Raw genomic sequence first — 16,157 nt, 5'->3', positions numbered from 1 at the left:
CAAGGGCAACGGTCAAGTCGCCGGGCTGAACTCCGTCCGTTCTTCTTCCTCGGCTGCTTCGCTTCCCACCCACAGCTCCACCAGCCTGTCTCCATTGTACAGCTCGATGTTCAGTTCATCGGCATACTGGTACGCACCCGCCGTGAATTCCCCGGTCGTTGCTACATACCCGCCGACGGCACCGCGCTTCACCATCTGGGAATGGACCACGGCAATGGGGCCGTAATCCACCGGATTCCGGTCGTCAGCACAAACGGCAAGCCCCAGGTACAAGCCATGGTCGGTGTGCTCCTCGATATCGATTCCGTAATTGCGTGATGCTCGGGTGACATAGGTCCGTCCTCCCCTTACCGCTTCCATCATTTCGGCGACAAACGCCTCAAATTCCAGGGACCCTTCGTCCTTGTCTTCACCCTGTTCCTTTTTATATCGATGATATAAGCCGATTTTTAGCGTTTCTTTCATCTCGTTATGGGTGGTCAGCGTATCGATCGCACTGGATCGGTAATGCATCATCATCCCTTTCTGCCGGAGATAGAGCAGCAGCCAGCAGACATTGGTCACGATTAATATACTGATGATCACAATCTTCCAACCTCCTTCTATGAAAATCAGTGTAACCAGCGCCGATCGTTTTCAGACCTTCAAACCACGGCCAAACGAGAAAAGCTGCCTGCAGTTAGACCTGCAGACAGCTTTCAAATGAATATGATGACATATGAAATGATTCATGAATTCCAAATCGAATGAATTCGCTTAGACTCTATCGTTTACTCGATATAATCCTTCAAGCGTTTGCTCCGGCTGGGGTGTCTCAGCTTCCGCAGCGCTTTCGCCTCAATTTGGCGGATGCGCTCTCGGGTTACGCCGAATACTTTGCCGACCTCTTCCAGTGTGCGCGTGCGGCCGTCTTCGAGGCCAAAGCGCAGACGAAGCACGTTTTCTTCCCGCTCTGTCAGCGTGTCGAGGACATCGCCCAGCTGCTCCTTCAGGAAGGTGAACGCCGCAGAGTCAACCGGTGCCGGGGCGTCATGATCCTCAATAAAGTCACCCAGCTTGGAATCATGCTCGTCCCCGATCGGCGTTTCGAGCGAAACCGGATCCTGCGAAATTTTCATAATTTCACGGACCTTCTCTACGCTGAGCTCCATCGCCGCAGCGATTTCTTCCACTTCGGGTTCGCGTCCAAGCTCCTGCACCAGCTGCCGCGATATACGTGCCAGCTTGTTAATCGTTTCGATCATATGGACCGGAATCCGGATCGTTCTTCCCTGATCGGCTATGGCCCGCGTAATCGCCTGTCTGATCCACCATGTAGCATAGGTGCTGAACTTAAAGCCTTTCGTGTAATCGAATTTATCTACGGCTTTGATGAGCCCCATGTTGCCTTCCTGGATCAGATCCAACAGCTGCATGCCGCGGCCCGCATATCTCCGGGCAATGCTGACAACCAGCCGCAGGTTCGCCTCGACCATAATTTTTTTGGCTTCCTCGTCCCCTTCAGCGACGCGCTTGGCCAGTTTGATTTCTTCTTCCGTGCTCAGCAGGCCGACACGGCCAATTCCCTTCAAGTACATACGCACAGAATCATCGTTCTTCATGCCCGTCGGCAGCAGCTCGACGTCAGCATAGGGCTGGTCTTGCTCCTGTTGATTCGACTCGGCTTGATTTCTCATCACTTCATCGCGTTCACGTTCTTCCATCATCCTGTACGTTCCTCCCCCTGAAAATAATCTCTCTGTATCGCTTGATACGGCTTTCTGAGGTGTAAAAAATATTGACAATCACCAATCGTTGTGATACGATAAATGGTAATAATGTGATTAATTTTGGAGTACACATTATAATATCATATACGCACTTACATTTCAATATGTTTCATAGAATTTAGCCTTTTGGATTAAATTACATAAAAATCACATAATATAGACCCGCCGGAGTAACGCTGATGTTCTCCTGCGGGTCTTTTTTGTTGGCTTTATCCGGATGAAGAACGGTATATGATCCGGTACGGGATCTGCACCTTTTCCCTAGAACCACGGGTCACAAGCCTTAAAGCCTCCTCACCTGCCCGGAAGAGCTGATGGTCTACCGTGGTCAGCTGAAGGACTTGGCCAATCGGCTGATTTTCCTGTCCGATGATGGCGATATCGTCCGGAATGCGCAGCCCGGCAGAGAGAACAAATTGGTGGATTCCGGCTGCCACCTCGTCCCCGTTGGCATACACGGCGGTCGGCCGGACTTTTCCTTCAAGAAAGTGGCGGGCTGCATCCATACCATCCTTCAATGTGGTGCAGCCATCCAGGCACCGGCATGGCGGTACTTCCCCAAAAACGTCCCGGTAAGCCTGCATCGTCAGCCGGGTGCTGATGCTGGTCTCCCCTCTAGCCGTCGTGAACGCAACATCGGAGTGCCCCATGCTTTTCAGGAAGGAAAACACCTCGAGCGTCGCGGCATACCGGTCAATGTAGGCGCAGCCGATTTCCTCCAGTTCCGTATACTCGCAGGCTACGATGTGACCATGACCCGCAAAGGGGACGATGGACGACCAATCATTGGCACGAGACGTGATGATGATGCCGTCGAGCAGTTTAGTTTTCAGCATAGTTAAATACTCCAGCTCTTTCTCCGGATCATACCGGGTTGGAAGCACAGTCACGGTGTAATCTTCCTCAACCGATTTGTTCAATACACCGCTTAGCATCCGGTCGAAAGCCGGGTTGTTGTTGTACGGGATGATCACGCCGATGCTGCGGGTCCGGCCGCGGATCAAATCAACCGCATTGCGGTTTGGCGTGTAATCCAGTTCGTCGATGGCTCGCTGCACGGCGGCTCTTTTCTCAGCGGAAACGTACGGATGCTGGTTGAGAACCCGGGATACTGTGGATACCGAAACACCGGCCCGTCTGGCGATTTCGTGAATGTTGGCCATAACTCCCTGCCTTCTGACTTTTTCATTTCGAATGGTTCCTTTATTATATCACGCTGACTCCGATCCTCATTACGATCGTGGACCAGCCGCAGCGGATTATTCATCCCGGGACTGAATGTCGTACTGATCGGCCTGCAGCATAAGCTGCTCGCTGCCTTGTGCCTGAATGACAACCCGTGTCCCGCTGACAATCGGCGCTCTTCCGTCCGGAAACCAAGGCCGTTCGCGGTCCACCACGATCAACAAGCCCTCGGCGTCGCCCATCGCTGCAAATTGCCGGCCGTCGCCGCTCCACATGGACAGTCCCAGCGTCGTTTGAATCTGTTCCACGGCAGCGGCCACTTCATCAACAGGGAGCCCGATTTCACTGATCCGCAGCAGCTGGCTGCTTCTGAAGTCTTCATTTTCGGCGTTATCAAACGAATGGTGGGCAATGAATTCAATCAGATTCTCATCCGGATCGTAAAAATACAGGGCGTCGGCATTCCAGTTCCCGAAATGAAATTGATCCCCGTCCTGATCGCGGAACAGCGTAATTCCACGCTGAGCGGCCCATTTTTTGGCAGCTTCGAGCTGATTCGTCGGAATCGTAAAAGCAATATGGTACATCGATTTTTCGCCGGGCGCTTCCGCCTTCTGAAGAATGAGCTGGCTGCCGCCGGCTTGAATGGTGACGTTATCCGACTGTTCTTCGGCCACTGGGAGACCGAGCTTCCCGGTGTAAAATTGCTTCATCTCCGCAAAATGCCGGGTATTTATCGTAAGTTGTTGGATTTTCATCGTAAAAGACCTCCATGTGCTTTTGGTTTTCAAGGAATTTCTCTGCGGCAGCGTACGCAGCATTTCTAAAATGCGGCATACCCCATTCACCGTGGGGTACATGACCTGGTCCACTTCCGTCGTAGGTCAACGCGATGCTTCCCTCTTCCACGAATCTTTCAGCGAAACGATCCGGTTAAATACCGGTACCGGACCGGTCAGATCTTTGTGATCCAAGCAGAAATAGCCTTGGCGGATAAACTGGTATTTGGCATCCGGTGAAGCATTTTTCATCCATGGCTCCATGATCGCTTGCCTGTAAATGATTCGGGAATCGGGAGATACCAGCTCTGCCCAATCATTGTCCGATTCCGCCACGGACGCGGCATCTTTCAGCAGACTGCCGTACAAGCAGATCTCGGCGGGAACACCGTGTGCGGCGGACACCCAATGGATCGTCGATTTCACCTTTCTGCCGCTGAATCCGGTTCCGCTTTTTGTCTCGGGATCGTACGTGCAATGCAGCTCTTTCACTTCACCGGTCTCCGGATCCTTGACGGCATGATGGCATTTTAAGTAGTACGCCCCCTTCAATCGAACTTCGCTTCCCGGAAACAGACGATGAAAGCCCGGTACCGGATGTTCCATATAATCTTCCCGCTCGATATACAATTCTCCGGAAAAGGGGACATCCCTGCTGCCAAGCGCCGGATCGGCATCGCTGTGGTGGAGATGCAGTATTTCCACCTGATCCTTCGGATAATTCGTGATGACGACTTTAAGCGGATCAAGCACAGCCATCACAGCGACAGACTTATCCTTTAAGTCCTGGCGGATGAAGTGGTCGAGCATCGCGGCATCCATCGTGCTGCTTCCCCTCAGCATGCCCACTTCCTGCATGAACCTCCGGAGGCCTTCCGGCGTAACGCCTCTTCGCCGCAGTCCCTTCAAGGTCGGAAGGCGGGGATCATCCCATCCGTCAACGAATCCGCCTTCGACCAGCTCCCTGATGTACCTTTTGCTCGTGACCATTCCGGAAACGTTCAGACGTCCGAATTCCCGCTGCTTCGGGGGTTCCGTTACTTCCAGCTCGCGCAGCACCCATTCGTACAAGGGGCGGTGATCCCTGAATTCCGCGGAGCACAGCGAATGCGTAATGCCCTCGATCGCATCCTGGATCGGATGGGCAAAATCATACATCGGATACACGCACCACTCACTCCTTGTCCGGTAATGCTCGGCGTGGATGATGCGGTACAAGGCCGGGTCCCTCAAGTTGATGTTGGGCGAAGACATGTCAATTTTGGCCCGCAGCACCTTGGCGCCGTCCGGGAACCGGCCTTCCTTCATTTGACGGAACAGGGATAGATTCTCCTCCACCGTCCGTTCGCGATAAGGACTGTTTCTTCCAGACTCCGTGAGCGTTCCGCGGTATTCCGTCATTTCCTCCGACGACAAATCGCAGACATAGGCCTTCCCTTTACGGATGAGCTTCAAAGCCGCTTCGAAGATCTCTTCCGAATAATCCGAACCAAAGTACACCGGCAGGTCCAGACCAAGCCATCGGACATCCTCCCGGATCGCGTCCACGTATTTTACGTCTTCCTTCAGCGGATTCGTATCGTCAAAGCGAAGATTCATCTTCCCGTAGAATGCTTCGGCAATGGCTGCGTTCACGTGAATTGCATAGGCGCTTCCGATGTGCAAATAGCCGTTCGGCTCCGGCGGAAACCGGGTCGCGATCGGTCTGGAAAACGTTTCGTTCTCCACATCCTCCATCACGGTTTTCGTTAGAAAATCCACGGCTTCATCTTTTCTTACCTTTCCTTCCATCAACTGTCCCCTCCTGCTCTTATATCAATCAAAAAGAAAACAAAAAAATCCCGCCTCCAAGACGCTGACGTCTTGGGGACGAGATTGTATTTCGCGGTGCCACCCCGGTTCGCGGATCTATCGCTACATCCGCCTCTTCGGGTACGGCATGTACGCATGCTTATACCCTAGCTCTGTAACAGGAGCTCCTGTCGCACCATCCGAGGAATGAGGACCCCTCTTCCGATGCGCCGCTCGGAGGCTTGCTTCAATGACGGGCGGCCTGCTCCTTCACAGCTGCCGGAGCTCTCTGCAAGGCTGCCCGTTCATCTACTCTTCTCTTCACCGCGTTTTCGTTCCGTTTTGATTTTGACCATATTAACATCATTTTCGGCCAATGTAAACCGCATTATGCATACTTTAACCGGAAAGGGCGGGGATTAAATAACCTCCAGGCCATCGTTATCCGGCAGCGGCGGATGCGGGGTGTGCGGCTCGGACTGATACCAGAAAGCGACGGAGGCGATATCGTCCTGCAGCGGCAAATAGCGGCCGCCGGAACGCCAACCGAGCGCCTGGATCGTTACCTTCAAATCCTGTTCAAACCGGATCGGGTCCATCACATGCCAGCGGTACATCCCGAATCGCTGCTGGCTCCGGTATAGGCCGTCCGGTCTGATTTGCTGGTGAAAGCCCAAATAGGCAGTGGAAAACGCACCGTACTGTCCCTGTGGATGCTCAAAATTCCAGGCGCCGCCAAAATAGTCTTCGGTCCCGGTGCCGCAAATCGTCGGGAAATCGCGGTCGCCGTCCATATAGAACTTGATCTCGCCTTCTCCCCACCACCCCGTGTTGTTCACCTGCCAGGCGATGTACGTGCCGACGTACTGTCCACTCCCCTTCACGCCATCCAGAAGCACATGGTCCTGCTTGTACGGCAAGGGGTTGCTCCGGCGCCATTGGGCGTGCAAATAGGCCGCATCCTCCGGCACCTCGGTCAGCGTATAGGTGAACTGGTAATACAGCACGACGGGTTTGTCCATCCGGTTCTCGACCGTAACCCGGGCTTTCTTGCGAAACGGCATCACCCAATAGCTGTTCATCCCGCCGGCGGGATTGACCGCCACAGGCAGGGAGTTGACATTGCTCCGCTCGCACCATCCGTTGCAGAAGAAGTCGCCGACAGGCACTTCTACGGATGGCTCCTGCTCATCATCCCAATAAAAGCGCAGAATCATATGACGCCAGCTGTCCGGAAAGCAGGTCAGCCAAATATGCTGAATGGCTCCGGGACCGTCGATTGCTGCGGCGGTAAACACCTCACCCGGTTTGATATCCACTGATGGCGATATTTTCCATCCTTGACCCAAATCCCGGCCGGCATTCGCTCCGGTTCCCTGGGTGGCCATGCCGCCTTTTCCTTTAGCTCCCGTCACATTTTCCGCGCTGATCGATCTCGTCTGTGCAGAGGACATCCGGAATAGATTGCCGAGGCCCATGTTCAGCCCGTTAAAAGGTTCCATACTCATCTCTCCTGTCATTGGTCAAATCGGATATGCATTAAAGCGGTTACAAGTCATTCTACAGGCGTTTCCCCTCTTTATCGATGTTGGGACTTGTTATTTGTTATCCATTCTTGCTATTGTCAGAATAAAGAACCGCCGAGCCGCTGAAAGAGCGGAAACCCGGATACGGGACCAATAGTGGAGGGAGCTGTCAAAGCGTATGGACCGGCAACAGCTGCTGCAAGCCTTGTCCCCCTACGTGCGAAGGGCGTGGCATCACAAAGTTGACCGTATGAAACTGGCGCCGCGGATCATTTTTGATTACGAACTGCTGTATGTTGAACAAGGCGAGCTCGATATCCGGATTGGCGAGGATTCACTGACTGTGTATCCAGGCGACCTGCTGCTGTTCAAGCCCGGTATTGAGCATGAATTTGTCCGTTCCAGGGGACCCTGCTGGATGCCCCATATCCATTTCGACGCCCTGTATTATGAAGACTACGAGGAGGTGCCGATCAACTTTAAGCTGCGGGCGGAATGCAGCCAACAAGAGCTTTCGTGGCTCCGGCCGGATTGGCTGGGTTCCTTGCTGGAAATCCCCCATTTGATCCGGGTACAGAACCATGCGGAAATTCATCAGGAGCTGATGCGGCTCATCCACGCCTACGAGCGCCGGGATGCCGAATTTCCGCTGCTTCAGAAATCGCTCGTGCTGGATATTCTGTATTTGGTCATCAAGGGCCTGAAATCAGCCGAACATGGGCAGCTCTCGCTTCATCAGGCTGCGATGGAGCGGGCGGTGACCCACATCATGGAACATTACAATGGCATCATTCGGCTGGAGGACTTATCCAAAACGGCCTGCCTGAGCCTGTATCACTTCTCGCGCGTATTCAAGCAAACGTATGACGTGTCCCCGCACCAATTCCAGATCCGGTACCGGATGGAGCGGGCCAAGGAGCTGATGATGTACAGCCGGTTATCCTTGTCCGCGATCGCCGAGCAGGTTGGCTACAGCAGCATTTACGCTTTCAGTAAAGCGTTTAAGTCCGCCTGCGGCATCTCCCCGAAAAAATACATGAGCACCCATGCCTCCATGGGTGCTCCGGAAATCCATCATTAAGCCGCTGACGCATAAACGCGCAGCGGCCTTTGATTTACTTTGCCGTTGTGGCAGCTTGAACCAGCTTGTCCAAAGTTCCGCTTCCGAGTTCCCCAAGCCTCCATACGGCCACATGGGTAATCCCGGCTTGGCGCAGCGTGTCGATCCAGGAAGTCAGCGTTGAACCGTCCGCATACCACACCGTATGTTTTACGTTCTTATCATCGGTGTACTGATAGTGGAGACTTCCGCTGGCCGCGTCCCGCTTGAGCTCCGAGCCGTTCGTGTACCGTATCTTTACGGCCTGCTGTTCAGTAATGGCAGTCACTTGATCCCCATGCCAGTCAAAGCCCCCGGCCGCAATCGCGATTGCTTTATCACCCGGAACAGCTGTCATCCGCTTGGCTAACTTTTTCAGAAAAGCTTTGTCCGCTTTGGGTCCCGGACCGCTGTGCGTACCGTACAAATTGTAGGCCATCATCACATATTCAGGCCCTTCGGGCAGCTTCAGCGTTTCGACGGGAGCCCTTGACTCCAGCACGATGCGGAGCGATTTCCCCTTGGCATGCAGCCGCTCATACAATTCGCGATAAAAAGCGGTCATATGGCCCCAGTCCTTGTCCGGGATGCGCTCATAATCGATCTCCACCCCTTGAAACGAGTATTGATCGAGCAGGGCTTCAATATCGGCGATATGCTTCTCCCGCGCTACCTTCGTGGATACCAGCCGCGAGACCAGCTCCGAGTCTTTGGGAGACTCGCTGCCGTCCTGCCGCACGATATCGTTAACAAGGGTCAGGTCCAGCTCGCCGATGCCGGCAGCCTCCGCCGTTTCCCGGATTTGCGGCAGCTCTTCTTTGAACGCCTTCGTAAAATAGGGCTGATCCGATTCGTCAAAATAGGCGGCAAACGCCTGAACACGGCTCAGAGCCTTGCCCAGCTCCCCTGCATCCGCAAGCCCCGACTCCCACTGCCAATCCACCACCCATGCGGTGAGGTTCACAGGAGTTCTGGCCGGCGGAGCCGCCGCTTGCATTGCCGGCTGCCTCATCCAAATGCTGAAACCGACCCCTACGGCGACGATGACAAGCACCAAAGTCATCCATCCGGATTGAGCCACTTGCTTCATACCCATCTTCTCATTACACCGCCATTCGCCTTTGAAATTGCTCTTTCGTCAGAACGTATCGATGGCCCAATCGATCGTCGCGTCCATGGCATGCTCAACCTGCGCCGCGACTTTTTTCCAGCCGAGCAGCTTATTCGTATACCACACCGAGGTTTTTCCATCCGCCGCATTTTCCGTAGTCACCGTGACATCCTCAAAGATTCCGTCATAGATATCGTCCTTGGTGTTTTGCGGACTATAGGCTGATCCCAGTCCCACGGCACCGCCCTTCAGCGAAGGATCGATCGAGGTTTGGAGGACCGGCTTCCCGTCCACGATGACCTCCAGCCGATTTCCCGACACCTTCATTTCAATCTGCCGGGTATTTTTGATGTTGACGGGATATACATCCTCGTCATTTGTATTGGCGCCGGCCTGCGCTTCTTCTGCGGAATACACCGTTGCCTTGTCAAAGGCGAGATCCTCCGAAGACCACTTGACCGGATCCAGCTTTTGTGTGCCCAAGACAGTCACAGAGGATCCAGACAGCTTCTGCTCCACCTGGATTTCGTTGCGGTCCAGCGTGATACGAACGTACTGCTGACCATCTCCACGGTCCTTCAAGTAAAAAGACTGCTTGCCGACCACATTGCCGGAAACCTTCGCATTTAAGGTGAAATCTTCAGGCGCCTGTTCTCCTTGATCCAGCAAAAGCTTGCCTTCCCCTGCAGGCGGTGACGTGAGAACGATCCGGTTATCCTTGAATTCGGCGGCGCCTCCAGCCTGCTTCCACTGCCCCGACTGCTTCTGGTCCCCGGTCACGTACGTCATTTGCTGGCCGCTGTCCTTGCCGATTTTCATCAAAAGATGGTTGGTTGACCAGTAGGGCTCAGGCTGGACGCGGGTCAGGTTGTACACATCCTGTGAGGGCCCATTGAACGCATTGCCCTCCAGGTTAAAATGCATCTGGAACAGAGAACGGATATTGCGGTCATTTACTTCCGTCACAAGCGGGTTCATGCTCCCGTACATCGCGTTGGCATGCATGATCATATAGACGCCGGGCACGAAGCCGAGTTTGTCGGTATAGACCGTGTCCATCAGCTGATAATCCTTGCTGATCCGCGCCTGCATCGTATCCCGGTCCTCGAGCGGAATCATATTTTCATCGCGGATAAAATCCATAAGGTAGTGATTATAATGCTCGATGTCCTCTTTGCTGTCCAGCTTATTTTCGTCCTTGACGCCAATGTAGCCGCCGTTTTTATCGAAAATATTGATGTAGGTCAAACGGTATCCGTTGGTCCCCATTTCCCAATACCCGCTTTTCATCATGCTGCGGAGTTCCTTGGGCTGCACGAATTTATGATCCCCGTTCCCCATCTTGTTGGCATAGGTGAGGAAGGTCGCCTTATCATTGTACCTCTCCAGCAAAGGCTGGGCATAAAGACTGGAGTCATTGCGCCCGTCCTCGAAGGACAAAAACAGCGCCTTGTCCGGCAGCGCCTTCCCCTTTTGGTAGAAATCGAGGATGTCCTGCTGTGACACCGTGACATAACCTTGGTCATGGAGGGTTTGTAGCTGGGCTTTGAGCTGGACTTTATCGATCAGAAGCGGCGTTCCGGTTCGGCTGACCCCAAAATAAGACAGCGCGACAAACCCGCTTCGATTATGCCACGTCGACTTGTCCGGTTCGGCGTAGCGGTCGGTTCTTGCGACGGCTTGGTAGATCAGAAAGATGACCATGATCACCAGGAAGAGCTGGATCCAGGTTTTGATCCACTTCCGCCGGTTTTTGCGCTTCACATCAAGCGCTTCGCTGCGTTTTCCTTTTTTCATCCTGCATCCTCATTTAAATTCCGCGGTTCCGCCGGGTTACAGCGGCACTTCCGTCTTCGTATTTTTTCGGTTTTTTCTTGCGGCTTTTTTATTTCTCGCCTCGATGTCCTGCGGCGTTTCCCTTGTCCCCCAGGTTGATTTCCAGAAGGTGAACCAGGCGACCGGCATTTGCCAGAGCAGCACCATTTCGTAGAAAAAGCAAAAGACGAAGCCGAATACCCACAGCTTGCTTTTACGGAATAATAGATGAGCCAGACTCATCAGCAGGGACATCAGCAGAAGTCCCATCAAGAAGGTTCCCGGAAACACATGGTGGAAAATGGGCACATACAGCAGGTTGTAGAGCACAATCAGCGGCGCAGCGATCGGAACGATGACACCGATGTAGAAAAAGAGGGCCATAAACGGTTCCTTGCGCCAAATAAATCCGGCCGCTCTAAGGGATTCCCGCAGCCAGGAACGCTTCCATCGCATCTGCTGCTTCAGGAAAACATTCATCTCCGAAGGAACGATCGTGGAGCAAATCGCTTTATCCTGGTACGCCGTCCGGTGTGTCTTCAGGATAAAGTTGGTCATGCTGCGGTCGTCGCCGAACGTAGCGGGCTGTCCCAGAAACTTCTGGTTGAGCCAGGAGTCCGCATGCTTCAGCACAAGCCTCTTTTTATAACAGGATAACGGCCCGGACAGGCAGGTGACGCTGTCAAACCAGGACTCGGCCGCTTTCATGATCCGGAACGCGATATAATAGCGCACGGTCTGGAGCTTCGTAATGGAGTTGGTGTACTTGTTCTCCACATCCGTCCGCCCGGCAACCCCGCCCATACGCGGATCTTGGAAGGGCTGCACCAAATGCTTAATGGCGAGCGGATCCAGGAAGCTGTCCGAATCCACGAACACGACCAGATCATGCTTTGCCATCCGTACCCCCTGCACCAAGGCTTCCCGTTTCCCCCCGTTCTCAGGGAGGATATGCATCCGAAGCCGTTCTTTGGTTTGAAAGCGGTCGGCTTCCTGATGAAGCAGGTCGATCGTTTTCTGAATCTGCTCCGCGGACCGGTCGGTAGAGCGGTCATCAACGACGATGACCTCCAGCTTGTCCACCGGGTAATCCTGGTTGATGCAGCTGATAATCGTCCGATGGATCCACTTCTCTTCATTAAAGCACGGAATAATGATCGATACGCCCGGCGTAAAATCCGGATTGACCGGCACGTCACGGTATAGAGATCCGAACAAGTATCTCGTCAACAGAAATGCCGCGGCGATCAGGCTGTATAAATACAGCAGGAAATTGTACTTAAAATAAATGATGCTCTCCGCCCGAAGCAGCAGCACAAAAACGGCGGCAAGCAGCAGCAGGCCGCTGGCCGTATACACGGAGTATCCCCAGCGTCTGCGCTGAAAATATTCATGCAGCGGGTTGGTGAACTCAAAAGCAGCCATCATAACAGTCTCTCTGCCGGTTCCGCGCTCAAAGGTCCGTACGACGACTCCTTCGATATCCACTTTGGATTCAAAGCCTTCCGGCATCGTGCCTGCCGGAATTTCAAAGTGCATGGACACTTTGCTCCCCGGCTGGATGTGGTCCGTCGTGAAGGGCAGCTCGAGCAGGAGGCCTGTTGAAGATACATCAACAGCCTTCGTTTTCAGTTTTCTCCGGTTCTTTCCTTTGCCCCAAGTCAGAAGCACGGGAAAATCCGCCTCGTAACGCAGGCTGAATTTCCGCATCCTTTCCAAATAATCCGAGCTGAACTGGTCCGCATCGTTATCCCGCGAGCCTCTCCGGTCGACTGAACGGCGAATTTGTTCCGGGTCAGGAACATTTGATAAGATCCGCCGATCCGAACGGGGTAAGGTCAGAACCTCATCGGTTTGTTTTTTCTTTCGTCTGAACACGGTTCTTATTTCTCCCATCTGCTCTCGTTACAGCCGCCAATAAATGTAACCCTGACGCTCGAACTCTGCTTTGTCATATATTCCCTTAACGTCCAGCAAGATCTTTACCGAGTCCTTTCTGAACATCGGATCCATATCCGCATAGCCCATGCCCGCAAAGCATTGATGCGGGACGGCCGTGACCAGCACATGCAGGTCCAGCAGCTCCTCCACCCGGGACAGCTCCAGACCGTATTCGGCATAAGCCGCTTTCGGGTCTACCAGCGGGTCAACGATTTGGGGTTGAATACCGTAATCCTGAAGCTCTTTGATGATATCCACCACTTTGGAATTCCGGATATCGGCGCAGTCCTCCTTGTATGCCAGGCCGAGAACGGCGACCTTCACGTCACGCAGGTCCAGCCGTTGCCGGACAAGCAGCTTGATCAACTGCTCGGCGACATATTTGCCCATCCCGTCGTTGATATGCCGTGCCGCCAGAATGATCCGTGAACGGATGCCGGTATCCTCCGCTTTATACGTCAAGTAGTACGGATCGATTCCAATGCAGTGCCCGCCAACCAAACCGGGAACGAAGTTCAGGAAATTCCACTTTGTCCCTGCGGCGCGCAGCACTTCCCGGGTATCGATGCCCATCTGGTGGAACAGCATGGACAGTTCGTTCATAAAGGCGATGTTAATGTCCCGCTGGGCATTTTCAATAACCTTTGCCGCTTCGGCCACCTTGATGCTTTCCGCCCGGTATACGCCGGCATCGATGATCTGTTCGTACATGCCGGCAATGATCCCAAGCGATTCCTCATCCATTCCCGACACGATCTTGACGATATTGTCTAGCCGGTGAACCTCATCGCCTGGATTGATCCGCTCCGGCGAATATCCTACTTTAAAATCCGTCCCGCAGCGCAGGCCTGACTCCGCCTCCAGGATCGGAACGCAAATCTCTTCAGTGACGCCAGGGTACACGGTCGATTCATAAACCACGACAGCACCTTGGCGCAATCTCCTGCCGACCATGCGGCTCGCTTCTTCCACAAACCGTAAATCCGGCACGTTACCGCTCTGCACCGGGGTCGGTACGGCAATCACATAAAACACGGCTTCGCCAAGCCGGTCCGCCTCAGATGTATATTCCAATCCCGCAGACGCTGGGTCTGCGTCATACACGGACGTCTGCGCATTAGAAGAAGCTTCCTCCTGCAGCCGGCTGACCTTGTCCGGGTTGACATCAAAGCCGATCACCCGCATCTTTTTCGAGAACGCCTGTGCCAGGGGAAGGCCTACATACCCGAGTCCAATGACCGCGACCGGGCTGTATGCATACAGCACTTCTTTAGTTGGTGTTGACATATTCCATCTCCATCTATCTTTCTTTACCTGACGGATTCCCATCATCAGAAATCCAGTCGGACAGTTTCACGAACGTGTATCCTTGTTTCCGTAAGTTTTGAATAATGCCAGGCAGTGCTTCCGCCGTGTGGGTATCGTCCAGCGAATGCAGCAAAATAATTCCGCCGCTGTGGCTTTGCTGGATAACCGAGTTCAAGATCTGTGAAGCGGTGCGCTCCCGGTTCCAATCATTCGGATCGATATCGAAATCGACAATATTCCGGTAACCGGCCGCCGCGATAATCCGGGCTGTCCGATCGTCAATATCGCCGGTCGGCGGCCGGAACAGCATGGCCGGCTGCTGCTGGATCGCATCCGTAATGATGCGGTGTGCCTTGACCACTTCATCCTGCAGCTGCTTGACGCTGAGCTTGGTCAGTACCGGATGGCTGTAAGTATGATTTCCGACATCATGCCCTGCTTGCGCGATCGCCCGCGCCAGGTTCGGATTTTTCTCAACCCCGTCCGCACGCAAAAAAAACGTACCCTTCACGTGGTACTGGTCCAAAATATCGAGCAGCTTCGTGATCGTTTCATCTGTGCCCCAGTCGTCAAAGGTAAGGGCGATTTCCTTCTTGGCGGTCTTGTGGCTGTACACGAGATTGTAATCCGCTTTGGCGTAATCGGCGTTATACTTCGCAGCCTGATACCCTTGAACCGTGTCGGCCGGTTTACGTACGCCGCCTGTGGCGACCAGCTTGTCTAAAGTAACGAAATGATAACCGGCTGCCGAAGCTTCCGCAGCGATCAGGTTCACCGATTCATTCAAAGTCCGGTTCTCCGCCAGGTCAATCGCCACGATCCCACCGCGGTTAATGTATTTCCGGATATAGTTCTTTTTTTGCTGAGGGGTCTCCGCCTTCCAATTATGTAAAAACAGACTGTAGGATATGACCGCCTGCTGTCCGCTCTGCGCCGCTGCCAGCCGGATATCGTCGCTGATCGCCCCCGTTTGCGTTCGGACGAACTTCGGAGTGACCCCCGTTTGTTTACGGATGACATCGTTGGCCAAATGGATTTCCTTGTAGATCTGTCCGTAGTCCATCCGGCTCATGTCCACCGCATTCAGCGTGTTGTTTTCAATTTCATGTCCCCGGGACAAAATCTGCCGGGCGATATCCGGTTCCTCCGCAACCCGCATCCCCGGCAAAAAGAAGGTTGCTTTTATGCCTAAGGCATCCAGCTGATCAAGAAGCTTGTCCATCGTTTGGACGTCTGCCATCCCGTTAAACGTTAAGGCAAGGTTTCGGCTGGTCGTGTATGCAAGAGAAACAGCCTGGCTCATCTCACCGGTATAACGCTGGACCTGCTTGTCAGCCTCAGCCGTTTTCGTGCCGCCGTCCGTATCGTCTCTCTCCATCCAAGTACATCCTGACAGCATGCTTATTGCCAGAACCGCGAGCACCAGCCATCCGGCCGGTTTTCTGGGCGAGAAGTCTTTCATCACTTTCATAGATATCTCCTTTGACACACTCTTAAGTCCTACCAAAAGAATAACGTGTAACGCCTATTCAACAAATGACAAAAAGATGTCAATTTTTCGACATTCAAACTTTAATCCCAGGTCCCGGGCTGGATCGATTCGGACTGCCGGCATCTTCTCCATCGGTGAAATCCTTTAGAGCTCTCCGACTTCCGCTGCTCCAGCAGCAGTTTAACCCCTCTGATCAAATAGCGGTAACGCAATTCATCCTCATGACTAAGCTTACGCATTTCTGTAAAATAACGTTCGAACATCCTAACAACCACTCCATTTATCTATGTGTATAGAACTAATTTACTAGATCCAACTGTACAAATTCTGAACATGCCCAT

Annotated in this window: 13 protein-coding genes and 1 other annotated feature; of the genes, 1 reads left to right on the top strand and 12 read right to left on the bottom strand. The window is 53.4% G+C overall.

Annotated elements, in window-relative coordinates; translation table 11 throughout:
- Positions 1-12: 12 nt before the first annotated feature.
- The 6 genes from MKY74_RS18290 to MKY74_RS18265 form a co-directional block, all read right to left on the bottom strand.
- Positions 13-585, bottom strand: coding sequence for a restriction endonuclease (locus MKY74_RS18290; RefSeq protein ID WP_244169169.1), 573 nt, complete (start codon positions 583-585; stop codon positions 13-15).
- A gap of 185 nt (positions 586-770) precedes the next feature.
- Positions 771-1,676, bottom strand: coding sequence for an RNA polymerase sigma factor RpoD (gene rpoD, locus MKY74_RS18285; protein WP_240913186.1), 906 nt, complete (start codon positions 1,674-1,676; stop codon positions 771-773).
- Between the two features lie 302 nt (positions 1,677-1,978).
- The gene (locus tag MKY74_RS18280; RefSeq protein ID WP_076166869.1) at positions 1,979-2,932 is read right to left on the bottom strand and encodes a LacI family DNA-binding transcriptional regulator; all 954 of its coding nucleotides are present in this window, start codon (positions 2,930-2,932) and stop codon (positions 1,979-1,981) included.
- Positions 2,933-3,028: 96 nt separating this feature from the next.
- Positions 3,029-3,712 carry a VOC family protein gene (locus MKY74_RS18275; protein WP_076169392.1) on the bottom strand — a complete coding sequence of 228 codons (684 nt, stop codon included), beginning with the start codon at positions 3,710-3,712 and terminating at the stop codon, positions 3,029-3,031.
- 126 nt (positions 3,713-3,838) lie between these two features.
- On the bottom strand, positions 3,839-5,524 hold the full coding sequence (locus tag MKY74_RS18270; protein ID WP_076166872.1) for a glutamine--tRNA ligase/YqeY domain fusion protein: 1,686 nt from the start codon (positions 5,522-5,524) through the stop codon (positions 3,839-3,841).
- A 71-nt stretch (positions 5,525-5,595) separates the two neighbouring features.
- Positions 5,596-5,858: a binding site (T-box leader), on the bottom strand.
- 85 nt (positions 5,859-5,943) lie between these two features.
- Entirely contained in the window at positions 5,944-7,026 is a 1,083-nt protein-coding gene (locus MKY74_RS18265) for a glycoside hydrolase family 172 protein (RefSeq protein ID WP_076166875.1), read from the bottom strand.
- A gap of 202 nt (positions 7,027-7,228) precedes the next feature.
- Here MKY74_RS18265 and MKY74_RS18260 point away from each other — a divergent pair, with 202 nt between their 5' ends.
- Positions 7,229-8,131, top strand: a complete 903-nt coding sequence (locus MKY74_RS18260; protein WP_076166880.1) for a helix-turn-helix transcriptional regulator — start codon at positions 7,229-7,231, stop codon at positions 8,129-8,131.
- Between the two features lie 34 nt (positions 8,132-8,165).
- Here the strand turns inward: MKY74_RS18260 and MKY74_RS18255 are convergent, their stop codons facing one another.
- From MKY74_RS18255 to MKY74_RS18230, 6 genes are all read right to left on the bottom strand, one after another.
- A complete protein-coding gene (locus MKY74_RS18255; RefSeq protein WP_076166884.1) occupies positions 8,166-9,239 on the bottom strand; it encodes a glycosyl hydrolase family 18 protein in 1,074 nt (357 codons plus the stop codon).
- Positions 9,240-9,287: 48 nt separating this feature from the next.
- A complete protein-coding gene (locus MKY74_RS18250) occupies positions 9,288-11,057 on the bottom strand; it encodes a polysaccharide deacetylase family protein (RefSeq protein ID WP_076166888.1) in 1,770 nt (589 codons plus the stop codon).
- 36 nt (positions 11,058-11,093) lie between these two features.
- Entirely contained in the window at positions 11,094-12,971 is a 1,878-nt protein-coding gene (locus MKY74_RS18245) for a glycosyltransferase family 2 protein (RefSeq protein WP_076166891.1), read from the bottom strand.
- Positions 12,972-12,980: 9 nt separating this feature from the next.
- Positions 12,981-14,303 carry a nucleotide sugar dehydrogenase gene (locus MKY74_RS18240; RefSeq protein WP_076166894.1) on the bottom strand — a complete coding sequence of 441 codons (1,323 nt, stop codon included), beginning with the start codon at positions 14,301-14,303 and terminating at the stop codon, positions 12,981-12,983.
- 13 nt (positions 14,304-14,316) lie between these two features.
- Positions 14,317-15,795: a polysaccharide deacetylase family protein gene (locus tag MKY74_RS18235; protein ID WP_076166897.1), complete on the bottom strand. Its 1,479-nt coding sequence runs from the start codon at positions 15,793-15,795 to the stop codon at positions 14,317-14,319.
- Between the two features lie 101 nt (positions 15,796-15,896).
- Positions 15,897-16,079: a hypothetical protein gene (locus tag MKY74_RS18230; RefSeq protein ID WP_076166900.1), complete on the bottom strand. Its 183-nt coding sequence runs from the start codon at positions 16,077-16,079 to the stop codon at positions 15,897-15,899.
- Between the last annotated feature and the right edge of the window lie 78 nt (positions 16,080-16,157).

It is taken from the genome of Paenibacillus sp. FSL R5-0378, assembly GCF_038009285.1.
GTDB classification, from domain to species: domain Bacteria; phylum Bacillota; class Bacilli; order Paenibacillales; family Paenibacillaceae; genus Paenibacillus_AQ; species Paenibacillus_AQ favisporus.
The sequence above is the reverse complement of the archived record's forward strand: the minus strand, read 5'-3'. Positions and strand labels throughout refer to the sequence as shown.